This is a genomic window from Kitasatospora sp. NPDC098652 (assembly GCF_044760155.1).
Lineage (GTDB): Bacteria > Actinomycetota > Actinomycetes > Streptomycetales > Streptomycetaceae > Kitasatospora.
The window spans coordinates 213,175-228,785 of the sequence record NZ_JBIWAQ010000011.1 but is presented as its reverse complement, the minus strand read 5'-3'; the positions used below and the strand labels follow the sequence as shown (position 1 = coordinate 228,785).

The window sequence follows — 15,611 nt, the reverse complement described above, 5'->3', positions numbered from 1 at the left end:
GACAGCCGTCGCACCAGGGAGACGCCCCATGGCCACTGCAGCCAACCCGTCCATCACTCAGCAGAGCCGCGCGAACGCGCTGCGTGAAGCGCTCGCCACCCGGGTGGTGGTGGCCGACGGTGCGATGGGCACCATGCTCCAGGCGCAGGACCCGACGCTGGAGGACTTCCAGAACCTCGAGGGCTGCAACGAGGTCCTCAACGTCACCCGGCCGGACATCGTCCGCTCCGTCCACGAGGCCTACTTCGCGGTGGGCGTGGACTGCGTGGAGACCAACACCTTCGGTGCCAACTTCTCCGCCCTGGGCGAGTACGACATCGCCGAGCGGATCTTCGAGCTGTCCGAGGCCGGTGCCCGGATCGCCCGCGAGGTGGCCGACGCCCACGCCGCCGACGGCCGCACCCGCTGGGTGCTCGGCTCGATCGGCCCCGGCACCAAGCTGCCGACCCTCGGCCACGCCCCGTACGAGACGCTGCGGGACGGCTTCCAGCGGAACGCGGCCGGTCTGATCGCGGGCGGCGCCGACGCGCTGCTGGTGGAGACCAGCCAGGACCTGCTGCAGACCAAGGCCGCGATCCTCGGCTCCAAGCGCGCGCTGGCCGAGGCCGGGCTGGACCTCCCGGTGCTGGTGCAGGTGACGGTGGAGACCACCGGCACCATGCTGCTCGGCTCCGAGATCGGTGCCGCGCTCACCGCGCTGGAGCCGCTGGGCGTCGACTACATCGGCCTCAACTGCGCCACCGGCCCGGCCGAGATGAGCGAGCACCTGCGCTACCTGGCCAAGAACGCGAGGATCGGCCTGTCCTGCATGCCGAACGCGGGCCTGCCGGTGCTGGGCAAGGACGGCGCCCACTACCCGCTCTCCCCGGCCGAACTGGCCGACGCCCACGACGTGTTCACCCGGGAGTACGGCCTCTCGCTGGTCGGCGGCTGCTGCGGCACCACCCCCGAGCACCTGCGCCAGGTGGTCGAGCGGGTGCAGGGCCGTCCGATCGCGCCGCGCGAGCCGAAGCCGGAGCCGGCGGCCTCCTCGCTCTACCAGGCGGTGCCGTTCCGTCAGGACACCTCGTACCTGGCGATCGGCGAGCGCACCAACGCCAACGGCTCGAAGAAGTTCCGCGAGTCGATGCTGGCCGGCGACTGGCAGGCCTGTGTGGAGATCGCCCGGGATCAGATCCGGGACGGCTCCCACCTGCTGGACCTGTGCGTCGACTACGTCGGCCGCGACGGCGTCGCCGACATGAAGGAGATCGCGGGCCGGCTGGCCACCGCCTCCACCCTGCCGATCGTGCTGGACTCCACCGAGCCGCCGGTGCTGCAGGCCGGTCTGGAGGCGCTCGGCGGCCGCGCGGTGCTCAACTCGGTCAACTACGAGGACGGCAACGCCCCCGACTCGCGCTTCGGGAGGATCGCCTCGCTGGCCCGCGAGCACGGCGCCGGTCTGATCGCGCTGACCATCGACGAGCAGGGCCAGGCCCGCACCGCCGAGACGAAGGTCGAGATCGCCGAGCGGCTGATCGCCGAACTCACCACCGACTACGGCATCGACGAGGGCTCGATCCTGGTCGACTGCCTCACCTTCACCCTGGCCACCGGTCAGGAGGAGTCCCGCCGGGACGGCATCGAGACCATCGAGGCGATCCGCGAGCTCAAGCGCCGCCACCCGAAGGTGCAGACCACCCTCGGCCTGTCGAACATCTCCTTCGGCCTCAACCCGGCCGCCCGGGTGGTGCTCAACTCGGTCTTCCTGCACGAGTGCGTGGAGGCCGGCCTGGACTCGGCGATCGTGCACGCCTCCAAGATCCTGCCGATCTCCCGGATCCCCGAGGACCAGCGCGAGGCCGCCCTGGACCTGGTGTACGACCGCCGCCGGGACGGCTACGACCCGCTGCAGCGCCTGCTGGAGCTGTTCGAGGGCGTCTCCACCGCCTCGGTGAAGGCCTCCAAGGCACAGGAGCTGGCCGCGCTCCCGCTGGAGGAGCGACTGCAGCGCCGGATCATCGACGGCGAGCGCAACGGCCTGGAGGCCGACCTGGACGAGGCACTGGGCGTGCGCCCGGCGCTGGAGATCATCAACGACACCCTGCTGGCCGGCATGAAGGTGGTCGGCGAGCTGTTCGGCTCCGGCCAGATGCAGCTGCCGTTCGTGCTCCAGTCCGCCGAGGTGATGAAGACCGCGGTGGCCCACCTGGAGCCGCACATGGAGAAGTCCGACAGCGAGGGCAAGGGCACCATCGTGCTGGCCACCGTCAAGGGCGACGTCCACGACATCGGCAAGAACCTGGTCGACATCATCCTGTCCAACAACGGCTACAACGTGGTCAACCTGGGCATCAAGCAGCCGGTCTCGGCGATCCTGGACGCCGCGCAGGAGCACAAGGCGGACGTGATCGGGATGTCCGGCCTGCTGGTGAAGTCCACCGTGATCATGAAGGAGAACCTGGAGGAGCTGAACCAGCGCAAGCTGGCCGCGAGCTTCCCGGTGATCCTCGGCGGCGCCGCCCTGACCCGCGCCTACGTGGAGCAGGACCTGCACGAGATCTACGAGGGCGAGGTCCGCTACGCCCGGGACGCCTTCGAGGGCCTGCGGCTGATGGACGCGCTGATCGCGGTCAAGCGCGGCGTGCCCGGCGCGGCCCTGCCGGAGCTCAAGCAGCGCCGGCACGCCAAGGTCGAGGTGGCGGAGCCGGAGCCCGAGGTCAACCTCGGCCAGATCCGCTCCGACGTCGCGCTGGACAACGCGCTGCCCGTCCCGCCGTTCTGGGGCGACCGGATCGTCAAGGGCATCCCCTTCGCCGACTACGCCTCCTGGCTGGACGAGGACGCGCTGTTCAAGGGTCAGTGGGGCCTCAAGGCCGCGCGCAGCGGCGACGGCCCGTCCTACGAGGAGCTGGTGGAGACGGAGGGCCGGCCGCGGCTGCGGGCCTGGCTGGACCGGCTGCAGACCGAGGGCTGGCTGGAGGCGGCCGTGGTCTACGGCTACTACCCGGCCAACTCCAAGGGCGACGACCTGATCGTCTTCCACGAGGACGGCACCGAGCGGACCCGCTTCACCTTCCCCCGCCAGCGGCGCGGCCGCCGGCTCTGCCTGGCGGACTTCTTCCGCCCGGAGGAGTCCGGCGAGCGGGACGTGGTCGGGCTCCAGGTGGTCACCATGGGCAACCGGATCTCGGAGGCGGCCAACGAGCTGTTCGCCGGGAACTCCTACCGCGACTACCTGGAACTGCACGGCCTCTCGGTCCAGCTGGCCGAGGCGCTGGCCGAGTTCTGGCACGCCCGGGTCCGCTTCGAGCTGGGCTTCTCCGGCGAGGACCCGCAGGACGTCAAGGACATGTTCGCCCTCAAGTACCGGGGCGCCCGCTTCTCGCTCGGCTACGGGGCCTGCCCCGAGCTGGAGGACCGCGCCAAGATCGCCGAGCTGCTCAAGCCCGAGCGGATCGGCGTGGTGCTCTCCGAGGAGTTCCAGCTCCACCCGGAGCAGTCCACCGACGCCATCGTGATCCACCACCCCGAGGCGAAGTACTTCAACGCACGGTAACCCGTACGTCCTTCTCCGTTCGCTCTTTCCGGGCGAAGCGGGCGTATCCTGGATGATCCTGAACGGGCCGGTCCGCTGACCAGCGGGCCGGCCCGTGCCATCCCCGGGACCGTCCTGGGCGCAGCCGGAAGGACTTGCCATGACGACCAGCTCCACCGCCGCCCCGGCGCTCGACCTCGGGCCCGAGCCCGGCCTCCAGGCGGTGCTGCTGGACATGGACGGCACGCTGGTGGACACCGAGGACTTCTGGTGGCAGGCCGAGGTGTCGCTCTTCGCCGAGCTGGGCCACCGGCTGGACGAGCAGGACCGGGCGCACGTCGTCGGCGGACCGATGACCAGGGTGATGGAGTACCTGGTCGCCCGCACCGGGGTGGACATCGCCCCGAGCGACCTGGGGGTGCTGGTCAACCAGCGCTTCGTCGACCTGCTGGGGGGCGGGGTGCCGCTGATGCCGGGGGCCGAGCGGCTGCTCAACACCCTTGCCGCGCACGGCGTTCCGGCCGCGCTGGTGTCCGCCTCGCACCGGCACGTGATCGACATCGTGCTGCGCTCGCTGGGCGCCGACCGGTTCGCCTTCACCATCGGCGGGGACGAGCTGCCGCGCACCAAGCCGTTCCCCGACCCGTACCTGGAGGCGGCCCGCCGGCTGGGTGCGGAGCCGGCCCGCTGCGTGGTCGTCGAGGACACTCCGACCGGGGTGCGGGCGGGCGAGGCGGCGGGCTGTCCGGTGATCGCGGTGCCCTCGGTGGCGCCGATCGAGCCGGCCCCCGGGCGGCTGGTGCTGCCGTCGCTGGAGCAGGTCGATCTCGAACTGCTGCGGTCGCTGGTCGCCTCGCGGGTCCAGGGCGCGGCCACCCACTGGATGTGATTGTCATCTCATTGCGCGCCGACCCTACCGGCCGGTAGGCGGCGGGGCGGGGCCGGCGCCGGCGGTTCGGTGGGGAGAAAACGGGCAATGGCTGACAACTCGTCGGGCGCGCCGTGATGCCCCCAACGACCGTGTCCCAAACGTCATCTGCACGGGTATCGGTCGTGCGTGTTCGATATGGCACGCTACTCGGGTTCGCGACACCCCGAAGGACGCTCCCGTGAAGACTTCAGCTGAACGCCTGGCAGCACTCGGCTGCGCCGGTCTGGTCGCCGTGACGGTGGCCGGTTGCGGATCGGTCACCGACGCCGTCAAGGGGGACAGCGGCGGCAAGTCCATCACCATGGGGACCGCCCAGCTCACCGGCGTGCTGGACCCCGCGGTGGTCTACGACTCCGGTTCCTGGCTGGTGCTGCGCAACACCTTCCAGTCGCTGCTGACCTTCCCGGCCGCCGCCAGCACGCCCTCCCCGGACGCCGCGCAGTCCTGCGACTTCTCCGGCGGCGAGGCCACCGAGTACCACTGCACCCTGCGGCCCGGCCTGAAGTTCTCCAACGGCCACCCGCTGACCGCCGAGGACGTGGTGTTCTCGATCCAGCGGACCAAGAAGATCAACGACCCGAACGGCCCGGCCGGCCTGCTCGCCTCGATCAAGAGCGTGGAGGCCAAGGGCGACCGCGAGGTGGTCTTCCACCTGGCGACCCCCGACGCCACCCTGCCGGCCAAGCTGGCCTCCCCGGCCGGCGCCATCGTCGACCACCAGGTCTACCCGGCCGACAAGGCGCTCGCCAACGACAAGGTGGTCGGCTCCGGCCCGTACCGCTTCGACTCGGTCGAGGGCATGGCCGGCGGCAAGCAGCTGGGCAAGGTCGTGCTGGTCCCCAACGACAAGTACAGCGGCGACGCCAAGCTGCGGAACAGCAAGTTCACCGTCCGGTACTTCGACAAGCCCGCCGACCTCAAGGCGGCGCTGGACAAGGGCGACGTCGACGTCACCGACAACAGCCTGGAGCCCAACACCGCGGCCCAGATCCGCTCGGACCAGCAGGGCGGCAAGACCGACCTCCAGGTGGTCGAGGGCGACAGCAACGACACCCGCTCGCTGGCCTTCAACACCAAGGACCCGGTGCTCTCCAACGTCGGCGTCCGCCAGGCCGCCGCCGCGCTGCTCGACCGCAAGGCGCTCGCCCGCGACGTCTTCGCCCGCACCGTCCAGCCGCTGTACGCGATGGTCCCGGCCGGCGTCACCGGCCACACCACCGCCTTCTTCGACCGCTGGGGCGACCAGGACGTGGCCAAGGCCAAGAAGGCCCTGACCGACGCCAAGGTCCAGACCCCGGTCAAGCTCACCCTCACCTGGTCCCGCTCGCGGGCCGGCGGCGGCGAGGCCGAGACGATCAAGAAGCAGCTGGAGACCGGCGGCCTCTTCCAGGTGACGGTCCAGCAGGAGGCGGACTGGGACGCCTACAAGAAGGGCTGGACCGAGGGCAAGTACCAGGCGTACATCATCGGTTGGTTCGCCGACTACCCCGACCCGGACAACTACCTCGCCCCGCTGCTGCTCGACGGCGGCGTCTTCCACACCGGCTGGGACGACCCGAGGATCAGCCAGAAGCTGATCCCGGACGGCCTCAAGCAGGCCGACCGCAGCGCCGCCTCGGCGGGCTACGCGCAGGTCCAGCAGATCGTCGCGGACACCGTCCCGCTGGTCCCGCTGTACCAGAACAAGTCCTTCTACGCGGCCCGCCCGGACATCACCGGCGTCGAGTCCACCGTCGACACCACCGGCTTCTTCCGCTTCTGGGAGATCGGCCGCAGCGGCAAGTAGCGCGCGACGCACGGCGGCCCGCCCGCTCCCCCCGGTGTCCCGGGGCGGAGCGGGCGGGCCGCCGTCGCGTTCCCCGGGCTACAGCGCGCCCGGCCGCACCAGACCGCTCTCGTAGGCGTACACCGCCGCCTGCACCCGGTCGCGCAGCTGGAGCTTGGTCAGCACGTGGCCGACGTGGGTCTTCACCGTCGTCTCGCTGACGAACAGCTCGGCCGCGATCTCCGCGTTCGACAGCCCGCGCGCCACCAGCTTCAACACCTCCAACTCCCGCTCGGTCAGCGCGCTCAGCGCCTGCGGCGGGGCCTCCTCGCCCGAGGGCAGCTTGGTGGCGTACATGTCCAGCAGCCGGCGGGTGATGCTCGGCGCCAGCATCGCCGCGCCGTCCGCGACCACCCGGATCGCCTGCACCAGCTCCTCCGCCGGGACGTCCTTGAGCAGGAAGCCGCTGGCGCCCGCGCGCAGCGCCTCCACCACGTACTCGTCCAGGTCGAAGGTGGTCAGCACCAGCACCTTGGCCGGGCCGTCCCGACCCGGACCGGCGATCCGGCGGGTCGCCTCGACGCCGTCCATCCGCGGCATCCGGATGTCCATCAGCACCACGTCGGGCTGCAGCGCCCGGACCTGGTCCAGCGCCTGCTGACCGTCACCGGCCTCGCCGACCACCACGAGGTCGGACTCGGCCTCCAGGATCATCCGGAAACCGGTGCGCAGCAGCGGCTGGTCGTCGACCAGCAGCACTCGGATCGTCACTAGGACTCCTTGCTCATCGGATCCCCCGTGGGATCGCTCTCATCCGACGTACGGGCCAGCGGCAGCGGGTACGGCGGCGGGGTGCCGCCGAACTCCGGGCAGCTGGCCTGGTGGTCGCACCAGTCGCAGAGCCGGTTGCGGGTCGCCGGGAAGTCCCCGGTGGCCACCGCCTGGGCGATCCGCTCCCACAGCGCCTGCAGCTTGCGCTCCACCGCGAGCAGGTCGGCCTCGTCCGGGTCGTAGCTGACCACGTCCCCGCCGCCGCCGAGGTAGACCAGCTGGAGCCGCTTGGGGATCACGCCCTTCCAGCGCCACACCACCAGTGCGTAGAACTTCATCTGGAACATCGCCTTGCCCTCGAAGTCCCGCGAGGGCGCCCGGCCGGTCTTGTAGTCCACCAGCCGGACCTCGCCGGTGGGGGCGACGTCCACCCGGTCGATGTAGCCGCGCAGCAGCAGCCCCGACTCCAGGGCCGTCTCCACGTACAGCTCGCGCTCCACCGGGTGCAGCCGGGTCGGGTCCTCCAGCCGGAACCACTGGCCGACCAGCTTCTCGGCGTCCGCCAGCCAGCGGGTCAGCGCCGCGCCGTCCGGGTCGTCCGGGAATAGCGAGCCCAGTTCCGGGCGCTCGCCCAGCAGCCGCTCCCACTGCGGACGCAGCAGGCCCAGCGCCCGCTCCGGCGTCCGCTCGGCCGCCGGGCTGTCGAACAGCCGCTCCAGCACCGCGTGCACCAGCGTGCCCCGGGTCGCCGCCGGGCTCGGCGGCTCGGGCAGCCGGTCGATCACCCGCAGCCGGTACAGCAGGGGACAGGTGAGGAAGTCCCCGGCACGGGACGGGGAGAGCCCGGTCGGGGGCGCCGCCGGTCGCGCCGGGGCCCCGGCGGCGCTGCTGGTGTCGGTCTGCTGCATGGCTACGACCCTATTGCCCTTTGCTGTCATCCCGCTGCCACCGGGCTGCCGCGGTGCCCCCTCCCGGCAGTCGGCCGGGCCCCGGCCCGGTCCGGGGCCGGTCCAGTGGGTATGAACCCTGGCAGAGGGGCGCGCGCCGCCGAGTGGCCGCGATCACGTAGCGTGGGCGCACCGGGGCACGACGGCGGACGACCGAAGGGATCACGGTGAGCGACACCAGGGGGCAGCAGACCTCCGACCAGCCACCGCAGGACGGCGGACGCCCGAAGGGGCGCCCGCCGGAGCACGGCGGCGGCCTCCTGATGGGGCGCCCCTTCGGCGTGCCCGTCTACGTCACCCCGTCCTGGTTCGTCATCGCCGCGCTGATCACCTGGGTGTTCGGCGGGCAGCTCGGCGACGTGCTGCCCGAACTCGGCAGCGGTGAGCGCTACCTGCTCGCGTTCTTCTTCGCGGTCGCCTTCTACGCCTCCGTCCTGGTGCACGAGCTCGCCCACACCCTGGTCGCGCTGCGCTACCGGCTCGGGGTGCGGCGGATCCAGCTGCAGTTCTTCGGCGGCGTCTCCGAGATCGAGAACGAGGCCGAGAGCCCCTGGCGCGAGTTCTGGCTGGCCTTCGTCGGCCCGCTGCTGTCGCTGGTGCTGGGCGGGGTCTTCTACCTGGCGCTGCGCGCCGTCGACCTGTCCAGCGTGCCCGGGGTGCTGCTGACCGGCCTGATGGTCTCCAACCTGGTGGTCGCCGCCTTCAACCTGCTGCCCGGCCTGCCGCTGGACGGCGGCCGGATGCTGCGCGCGGTGGTCTGGGCGATCACCGGCCGGGCGATGACCGGCACCGTGGCGGCCGCCTGGATCGGCCGCGGGCTGGCGGTCGCGGTGCTGTTCGGCCTGCCGCTGGTCAGCGCCTCCCGCGGCGCCGAGCGCACCACCACCGACACCCTGGTGGACGCGGTGCTGGCCGCCGTACTGGCCGCGATCATCTGGAACGGCGCCACCGGGAGCCTGCGCAACGCCCGGCTCAAGGAGGCGCTGCCCGCCCTGCGGCTGCGCGACCTCGCCCGCCGCACCGTCGAGGTCACCGCCGACACCCCGCTCGGCGAGGCGATGCGCCGGGCCCGCGAGGCCGAGGCCGGCGCGGTCGTGGTGGTGGACGGCCGGGGCGAGCCGATCGCCATCGTCCGGGAGTCCGCGGTACGGGCCGTACCGGAGCACCGCCGCCCCTGGGTGGTCGTCGGCCCGCTCGCCCGCGACCTCGAACCCGGGCTGCGGCTGGACGCCGACCTCGGCGGCGAGGACCTGCTGCGGGCCGTCCAGGCCACCCCGGCGGGGGAGTACCTGGTGGTCGAGGCGGACGGCCGGATCTACGGCGTGGCCGCGCTCAGCGACATCGAACAGCGCCTCACGGCGGCCGTCTCCGGCCGCTGAGCAGGACCTGGTGAGGCGGGACGCCCCGCTTCCCTTAGGATTGGCCGCATGTCCGAACCGACCGGTGCCGCCCGCCGACGCGGGCCCTTCCAGGTCGGGGACCAGGTCCAGCTGACCGACCCCAAGGGTCGCCACTACACGTTCACGCTCCAGGCCGGGAACCAGTTCCACACCCACAAGGGTGCGTTCCCGCACGACGAGCTGATCGGCGCTCCCGAAGGCACGGTCGTGCGCACCACGGGGAACGTCCCGTACCTCGCGCTGCGCCCCCTGCTCCCCGACTACGTCCTGTCCATGCCCCGCGGCGCCGCCGTGATCTACCCCAAGGACGCGGGGCAGATCCTGGCGATGGCCGACATCTTCGCCGGTGCCCGGGTGATCGAGGCGGGTGTCGGCTCGGGCGCGCTCAGCACGTACCTGCTGCGCGCCGTCGGTGAGCAGGGCATGCTGGCCTCCTACGAGCGCCGGCAGGACTTCGCGGACATCGCCCAGGGCAACGTGGAGCGCTACTTCGGCGGCCCGCACCCGGCGTGGAAGCTGACCGTCGGCGACCTCCAGGACAACCTGGTCGAGACCGACGTCGACCGCGTCATCCTCGACATGCTGGCCCCCTGGGAGTGCCTGGACGTCGCTTCCAAGGCGCTCGTCCCCGGCGGCCTGATCTGCTGCTACGTGGCCACCACGACGCAGATGTCCAAGACCGTCGAGGCGCTGCGCGACCACGGCACCTTCACCGAGCCGCAGGCCTGGGAGACCATGGTCCGCACCTGGCACCTGGAGGGCCTGGCCGTCCGTCCGGACCACCGGATGATCGGCCACACCGGCTTCCTGCTCACCGCCCGCCGCCTGGCGGACGGTGTCGAGCCGCCGCTGCGCCGCCGCCGCCCGGCCAAGGGCGCCTACGGCGAGGACTACGACAACGGGGCGCCCGAGCCGTCCCTCCAGGAGCGCGCCGCGGCCCGCAGGGCGGCCCGCGACACCGACTCCGAGCAGCCCGACCTGGGCTGAGCCCGGCCCGAACACCAGGGGTGGTGCGAGCATCGCGCTCGCACCACCCCTTTCGTCTGCCGCTCACCCCGGTGTGGGACGATGCTCGCTCACACGCTCCTGGAGCTCTGGAGGGGACGCCTGGTGGAGACCGCGGTCGGGACGACGGCGACGGCCGGACAGCAGACACCGCAGGGCCGCACCCGGCCCGGTCACGCACGGACCGCACCCTGGCACTGGGCCCTCGCCCTGGCCGGCTGCGGCGCGGTGGTGGCCGCCGCACTCGCCGCCTCCCCGGCGACCGGCACCCCGCTGCCCGCCCGCGGCGGCACCCCCAAGGCGCTCGCGGCGAGCGCGGCACCCGATCCGGCCAAGGCCCAACTGCCCATGGACTGCGGCCCGTTCCCGGTCAGGACGGTGCTCAGCGTGCCCGCCGACCTGGGCGACGGCAGCCCCGGCACGGTCGTCGCCGCGCAGTGCGGCACCGACACCGGCACCCCGCCGGAATCCGTCTACCTGCTCGGCTTCGGCCCGGACCGGCGCCCGGTGGTGGTCGCCACCCTGCTGACCGAGCGGGAGAACCTGACCCTGAGCCGGCTCGCGGTGCGCTCCGACGGCGCCATCACCGGCCGCGCGCAGGGGTATTCGAGCGACGAGGTGCCGCGCTTCCGCCCGGACCTCTCACTCGACCTCACCTGGACGCACCGGGGCGGCGGCTGGGAACGCTCCCAGACCGCCGCCCCGGTCAGCGCGACCTGAACCCTCCGCGCGGCCCGAATTGCTAGTCGGCGTCGGGCCCGTAGACCTCGACCTGGTCGGCGACCCGGCGCACGTGGATGCAGTCGCCGGGGCACTCCTTCGCCGAGTCCACCACGTCCTGAAGGAGCGTCAGCGGCACCGGGGCGGTCTCCCCGGGTTGCTGGCGCAGTTCGTCGTCCTCGCCCTTCACGTACGCGAGTCCGTCGATGTCCAGCTCGAAGACCTCCGGTGCGTACTGGACGCAGATGCCGTCGCCGGTGCACAGATCCTGGTCGATCCACACCTCCAGCTCCTCGGCCGCTGCCGCGGTCTGCTCGGTCACCGACATGGTCCCCTGCCGTTTCTGTCCCGGGTCGCCCCTATTCCTGGAGCAATCCCGCCATTCGTACAACGATCGGACCCACCACCGCGGTCGCGATCGGATATCGCTTCGCCCGACGATACATCTGGCCCGCTTTGGGTGGTGCGCGGTGGGTATCCCCTTAGCAGAGGGGAAGCACGCTGGGGCGAAGATCGGACACGCCCGTTCCATCTTTCTTGATCTAGGGGTTTACGGACCCCTGGTCCCAGGTAGGGTCTGGAAGCGTCCAGCTCCCCGGAGGAGGTGAGGACCGTGGCAGCCCACGATGACGACTACAACCGCAGCACCGGCAGGCCCGCTCGTGGTTCCGACGAGGCCGCTCAGGTCTCGTACCTTGAGCAGGAAATCGCCGTACTGCGCCGCAAGCTCGCCGACTCGCCGCGCAATTCGAGAATCCTCGAAGAGCGGATCGTCGAGCTCCAGACCAACCTGGCCGGCGTGACCGCCCAGAACGAACGACTCGCCTCCACCCTGCGCGAGGCCCGCGACCAGATCGTGGCCCTCAAGGAGGAAGTGGACCGGCTGGCACAGCCCCCGGCCGGGTTCGGCACCTTCCTCGAGGCGAACGAGGACGGTACCGCCGACATCTTCACCGGCGGTCGCAAGCTCCGCGTCAACGTCAGCCCGAACGTCGCCCTCGACGAACTGCGGCGCGGCCAGGAAGTGATGCTCAACGAGGCCCTCAACATCGTGGACGCGATGGCCTTCGAGCGCATCGGCGAGATCGTCACCCTCAAGGAGATCCTCGAGGACGGCGAGCGCGCCCTGGTCATCGGCCACACCGACGAGGAGCGGGTGGTGCGCCTCGCCGAACCGCTGCGGGACATCACCGTCCGGGCCGGCGACGCACTGCTGCTGGAGCCCCGCTCCGGCTACGTGTACGAGGTGGTGCCGAAGTCCGAGGTCGAGGAGCTGGTCCTCGAGGAGGTCCCGGACATCGACTACCGCCAGATCGGCGGCCTGAGCAACCAGATCGAGCTGATCCGCGACGCGGTCGAGCTGCCGTACCTGCACGCCGACCTCTTCAAGGAGTACGAGCTGCGCCCGCCCAAGGGCGTGCTGCTCTACGGCCCGCCCGGCTGCGGCAAGACGCTGATCGCCAAGGCGGTCGCCAACTCGCTGGCCAAGAAGGTCGCCGAGGTCACCGGCCGCCCCCAGGGGAAGAGCTACTTCCTCAACATCAAGGGCCCGGAGCTGCTCAACAAGTACGTGGGCGAGACCGAGCGGCAGATCCGGCTGGTCTTCCAGCGGGCCCGGGAGAAGGCGAGCGAGGGCACGCCCGTCATCGTCTTCTTCGACGAGATGGAGTCCCTGTTCCGCACCCGCGGTTCCGGTGTCAGCTCGGACGTGGAGAACACCATCGTCCCGCAGCTGCTCGCCGAGATCGACGGCGTGGAGGGCCTGGAGAACGTCATCGTCATCGGCGCCTCGAACCGCGAGGACATGATCGACCCGGCGATCCTGCGGCCCGGCCGCCTGGACGTCAAGATCAAGATCGAGCGCCCGGACGCCGAGGCCGCGAAGGACATCTTCTCCAAGTACCTCAAGGACTCGCTGCCGTTCCACCCGGACGACCTCAAGGAGCACGAGGGCTCCGTGGGCGCCACGGTGGCGGCGATGATCCAGTCGGTCGTGGAGCGGATGTACTCGGAGACCGAGGAGAACCGCTTCCTGGAGGTCACCTACGCCAACGGTGACAAGGAGGTCCTGTACTTCAAGGACTTCAACTCCGGCGCCATGATCCAGAACATCGTCGACCGGGCGAAGAAGATGGCCATCAAGGACTTCCTCGACCACGGTCAGCGCGGTCTGCGCGTCTCCCACCTGCTCGCCGCCTGCGTGGACGAGTTCAAGGAGAACGAGGACCTGCCGAACACCACCAACCCGGACGACTGGGCCCGCATCTCCGGCAAGAAGGGCGAGCGGATCGTCTTCATCCGCACGCTGGTCACCGGCAAGCAGGGCGCCGAGTCCGGCCGCTCCATCGACACTGTCGCCAACACGGGGCAGTACCTGTAAGCACGCGGTTGTCCGGGCCGGCGACGGTCCCCGGAGCTGTACGCACCCCGTCCGGCTGTGGCGCCTCGCGGCCCCGCAGCCGGACGGCGCGTCTCGGGGCCCGCCGCACGGCACGGAAATAGGCTCGACCCACCGTCCGCGGGCAGATGTCCGGCGCCGGTGTTGTTCAGCGGTACGTCAGCGTGTTCCGCCCGCCGGGGGCGGGGCACCGGGCAAGGAGGGCCGCATGACCGTACGGCGCGTTATGGGCATCGAGACCGAGTACGGGATCTCCGTGCCCGGGCACCCCAACGCCAACGCCATGCTCACCTCGTCCCAGATCGTCAACGCGTACGCGGCGGCGATGCACCGGGCACGGCGGGCCCGCTGGGACTTCGAGGAGGAGAACCCGCTGCGCGACGCGCGGGGCTTCGACCTCGCGCGCGAGGTGGCGGACGCCAGCCAGCTGACCGACGAGGACATCGGCCTCGCCAACGTCATCCTGACCAACGGGGCCCGGTTCTACGTGGACCACGCACACCCCGAGTACAGCTCGCCCGAGGTGACCAACCCGCGCGACGCCGTGCTCTGGGACAAGGCCGGCGAGCGGATCATGGCGGCCGCCGCCCAGCGCGCGCTGGAACTGCCCAACGGGCAGAACATCCACCTGTACAAGAACAACACCGACAACAAGGGCGCCTCCTACGGCACCCACGAGAACTACCTGATGAAGCGGGCGACGCCGTTCGCCGACATCGTCCGCCACCTCACCCCGTTCTTCGTCTCCCGCCAGGTGGTCACCGGCGCCGGCCGGGTCGGCATCGGCCAGGACGGCTCGGCGAACGGCTTCCAGATCAGCCAGCGGGCGGACTACTTCGAGGTCGAGGTCGGCCTGGAGACCACCCTCAAGCGCCCGATCATCAACACCCGGGACGAACCGCACGCCGACGCCGAGAAGTACCGCCGGCTGCACGTGATCATCGGCGACGCCAACCTCTCCGAGATCTCCACCTACCTCAAGCTGGGCACCACCTCGCTGGTCCTGTCGATGATCGAGGACGCCTTCATCGCCTCCGACCTCGCGGTCGACCAGCCGGTGCGCACCCTGCACCGGGTCTCCCACGACCCGACGCTCAAGCACCTGATCACCCTGCGCAACGGGCGCAAGCTCACCGCCGTCCAACTCCAGCTGGAGTACTTCGAACTGGCCCGCAAGTACGTCGAGGACCGGTTCGGCACCGACGCCGACGAGCAGACCCTGGACGTGCTGGCCCGCTGGGAGGACGTCCTCGGGCGGCTGGAGCGCGACCCGATGTCGCTCTCCCGGCAGCTGGACTGGATCGCCAAGCGGGAGATCCTGGAGGGCTACCGCAGCCGGGACGCCCTGGAGTGGGACAGCCCCCGGCTGCACCTGGTGGACCTCCAGTACAGCGACGTGCGGCCCGAGAAGGGCCTCTACAACCGCCTGGTGGCCCGCGGCCGGTTCGAGCGGCTGCTGACCGAGGAGGAGGTCGAGCGGGCCGTCTCCAAGCCCCCGGAGGACACCCGGGCGTACTTCCGCGGCCGCTGCCTGGAGCAGTACGCGGAGCACGTCGCGGCGGCCTCCTGGGACTCGGTCATCTTCGACCTGCCGGGCCGGGACTCGTTGCAGCGGGTGCCCACCCTGGAGCCCCTGCGCGGCACCCGCAACCACGTCAAGGAGCTGCTGGACCGCTGCCGCACGGCGGAGGACCTGCTGCGCGTCCTCGCCGGCGGGTAACTTTTCGATCACCACGGGTGAACGTCCGCCGAATGGGAATCATCCGGGGTGGCAGCGGGCGTTGGACAGGGAGCACCATCGGCAAACCGGGAGCGGCAGTCGCACCTTGTGTATAGGGTCGGTGCCAACCGGCAACGACCGACCGACCAAACCGTGCCAGACGATTCGAGCGGGGTGAGGGAAATGGCGAGCAAGGACACCGGCGGCGGCCAGCAGCGGGCAAACCGCTCCTCCGAGGAGGTCGAGGAGCAGGTCGCGGAATCGCAGAATTCCGACGAGCTCAAGGAGCGCCAGGAAAAGTTGAGCGACGACGTCGACGCGGTGCTCGACGAAATCGACGAGGTCCTCGAGTCGAACGCCGAGGATTTCGTCCGGGGATTCGTGCAGAAGGGCGGGCAATAGCCCGTACCCGGGTAATCGGGAATTCACGGTCGCGA

The 15,611-nt window shown here is 71.0% G+C and carries 12 protein-coding genes; 9 read left to right on the top strand and 3 right to left on the bottom strand.

The features are described from left to right. Nucleotides 1-28: 28 nt before the first annotated feature. The 3 genes from metH (at nt 29) to ACIQWA_RS24265 (ending at nt 6,234) form a co-directional block, all read left to right on the top strand. Entirely contained in the window at nt 29-3,538 is a 3,510-nt protein-coding gene (gene metH, locus ACIQWA_RS24275) for a methionine synthase (protein ID WP_360230338.1), read from the top strand. Between the two features lie 139 nt (nt 3,539-3,677). Next, nucleotides 3,678-4,406 carry an HAD family hydrolase gene (locus ACIQWA_RS24270; RefSeq protein ID WP_402485633.1) on the top strand — a complete coding sequence of 243 codons (729 nt, stop codon included), beginning with the start codon at nt 3,678-3,680 and terminating at the stop codon, nt 4,404-4,406. A 220-nt stretch (nt 4,407-4,626) separates the two neighbouring features. After that, complete coding sequence (locus ACIQWA_RS24265) at nt 4,627-6,234, top strand: ABC transporter substrate-binding protein (RefSeq protein ID WP_402485630.1); 1,608 nt, start codon at nt 4,627-4,629, stop codon at nt 6,232-6,234. Nucleotides 6,235-6,312: 78 nt separating this feature from the next. Here the strand turns inward: ACIQWA_RS24265 and ACIQWA_RS24260 are convergent, their stop codons facing one another. Both ACIQWA_RS24260 and ACIQWA_RS24255 read right to left on the bottom strand, forming a co-directional pair. Further along, nucleotides 6,313-6,984: a response regulator transcription factor gene (locus tag ACIQWA_RS24260; protein ID WP_063346919.1), complete on the bottom strand. Its 672-nt coding sequence runs from the start codon at nt 6,982-6,984 to the stop codon at nt 6,313-6,315. Beyond that, nucleotides 6,984-7,892, bottom strand: a complete 909-nt coding sequence (locus ACIQWA_RS24255; protein ID WP_360230332.1) for a RecB family exonuclease — start codon at nt 7,890-7,892, stop codon at nt 6,984-6,986. Before ACIQWA_RS24255 ends, ACIQWA_RS24260 begins: the two co-directional genes overlap by 1 nt. Nucleotides 7,893-8,098: 206 nt before the next feature. Between ACIQWA_RS24255 and ACIQWA_RS24250 the strand changes: the two genes are divergently transcribed. The 3 genes from ACIQWA_RS24250 to ACIQWA_RS24240 all read left to right on the top strand — a co-directional run bounded on the left by ACIQWA_RS24250 (nt 8,099) and on the right by ACIQWA_RS24240 (nt 11,056). Next, a complete protein-coding gene (locus ACIQWA_RS24250; protein ID WP_360230330.1) occupies nt 8,099-9,310 on the top strand; it encodes a site-2 protease family protein in 1,212 nt (403 codons plus the stop codon). Between the two features lie 48 nt (nt 9,311-9,358). After that, nucleotides 9,359-10,318: a tRNA (adenine-N1)-methyltransferase gene (locus ACIQWA_RS24245; RefSeq protein WP_402485626.1), complete on the top strand. Its 960-nt coding sequence runs from the start codon at nt 9,359-9,361 to the stop codon at nt 10,316-10,318. A gap of 81 nt (nt 10,319-10,399) precedes the next feature. Continuing rightward, complete coding sequence (locus ACIQWA_RS24240; protein ID WP_360230326.1) at nt 10,400-11,056, top strand: hypothetical protein; 657 nt, start codon at nt 10,400-10,402, stop codon at nt 11,054-11,056. A 22-nt stretch (nt 11,057-11,078) separates the two neighbouring features. Here the strand turns inward: ACIQWA_RS24240 and ACIQWA_RS24235 are convergent, their stop codons facing one another. Then, on the bottom strand, nt 11,079-11,384 hold the full coding sequence (locus ACIQWA_RS24235; RefSeq protein WP_402485623.1) for a ferredoxin: 306 nt from the start codon (nt 11,382-11,384) through the stop codon (nt 11,079-11,081). A gap of 285 nt (nt 11,385-11,669) precedes the next feature. On the opposite strand from ACIQWA_RS24235, the gene arc reads away from it, so the two are divergent. From arc to ACIQWA_RS24220, 3 genes are all read left to right on the top strand, one after another. After that, nucleotides 11,670-13,436, top strand: coding sequence for a proteasome ATPase (arc, locus tag ACIQWA_RS24230; protein ID WP_360230322.1), 1,767 nt, complete (start codon nt 11,670-11,672; stop codon nt 13,434-13,436). Between the two features lie 226 nt (nt 13,437-13,662). Next, nucleotides 13,663-15,174: a depupylase/deamidase Dop gene (gene dop, locus ACIQWA_RS24225; protein ID WP_360230320.1), complete on the top strand. Its 1,512-nt coding sequence runs from the start codon at nt 13,663-13,665 to the stop codon at nt 15,172-15,174. Between the two features lie 183 nt (nt 15,175-15,357). After that, nucleotides 15,358-15,576, top strand: coding sequence for a ubiquitin-like protein Pup (locus ACIQWA_RS24220; protein ID WP_360230318.1), 219 nt, complete (start codon nt 15,358-15,360; stop codon nt 15,574-15,576). Nucleotides 15,577-15,611: the final 35 nt, after the last annotated feature.

Coding starts and splice junctions, on each gene's coding strand:
- metH (WP_360230338.1), top strand. CDS start 29: ATGGCCACTGCAGCCAACCCGTCCATCACTCAGCAGAGCCGCGCGAAC.
- ACIQWA_RS24270 (WP_402485633.1), top strand. CDS start 3,678: ATGACGACCAGCTCCACCGCCGCCCCGGCGCTCGACCTCGGGCCCGAG.
- ACIQWA_RS24255 (WP_360230332.1), bottom strand. CDS start 7,892: ATGCAGCAGACCGACACCAGCAGCGCCGCCGGGGCCCCGGCGCGACCG.
- ACIQWA_RS24245 (WP_402485626.1), top strand. CDS start 9,359: ATGTCCGAACCGACCGGTGCCGCCCGCCGACGCGGGCCCTTCCAGGTC.
- ACIQWA_RS24240 (WP_360230326.1), top strand. CDS start 10,400: ATGCTCGCTCACACGCTCCTGGAGCTCTGGAGGGGACGCCTGGTGGAG.
- ACIQWA_RS24235 (WP_402485623.1), bottom strand. CDS start 11,384: ATGTCGGTGACCGAGCAGACCGCGGCAGCGGCCGAGGAGCTGGAGGTG.
- dop (WP_360230320.1), top strand. CDS start 13,663: ATGACCGTACGGCGCGTTATGGGCATCGAGACCGAGTACGGGATCTCC.
- ACIQWA_RS24220 (WP_360230318.1), top strand. CDS start 15,358: ATGGCGAGCAAGGACACCGGCGGCGGCCAGCAGCGGGCAAACCGCTCC.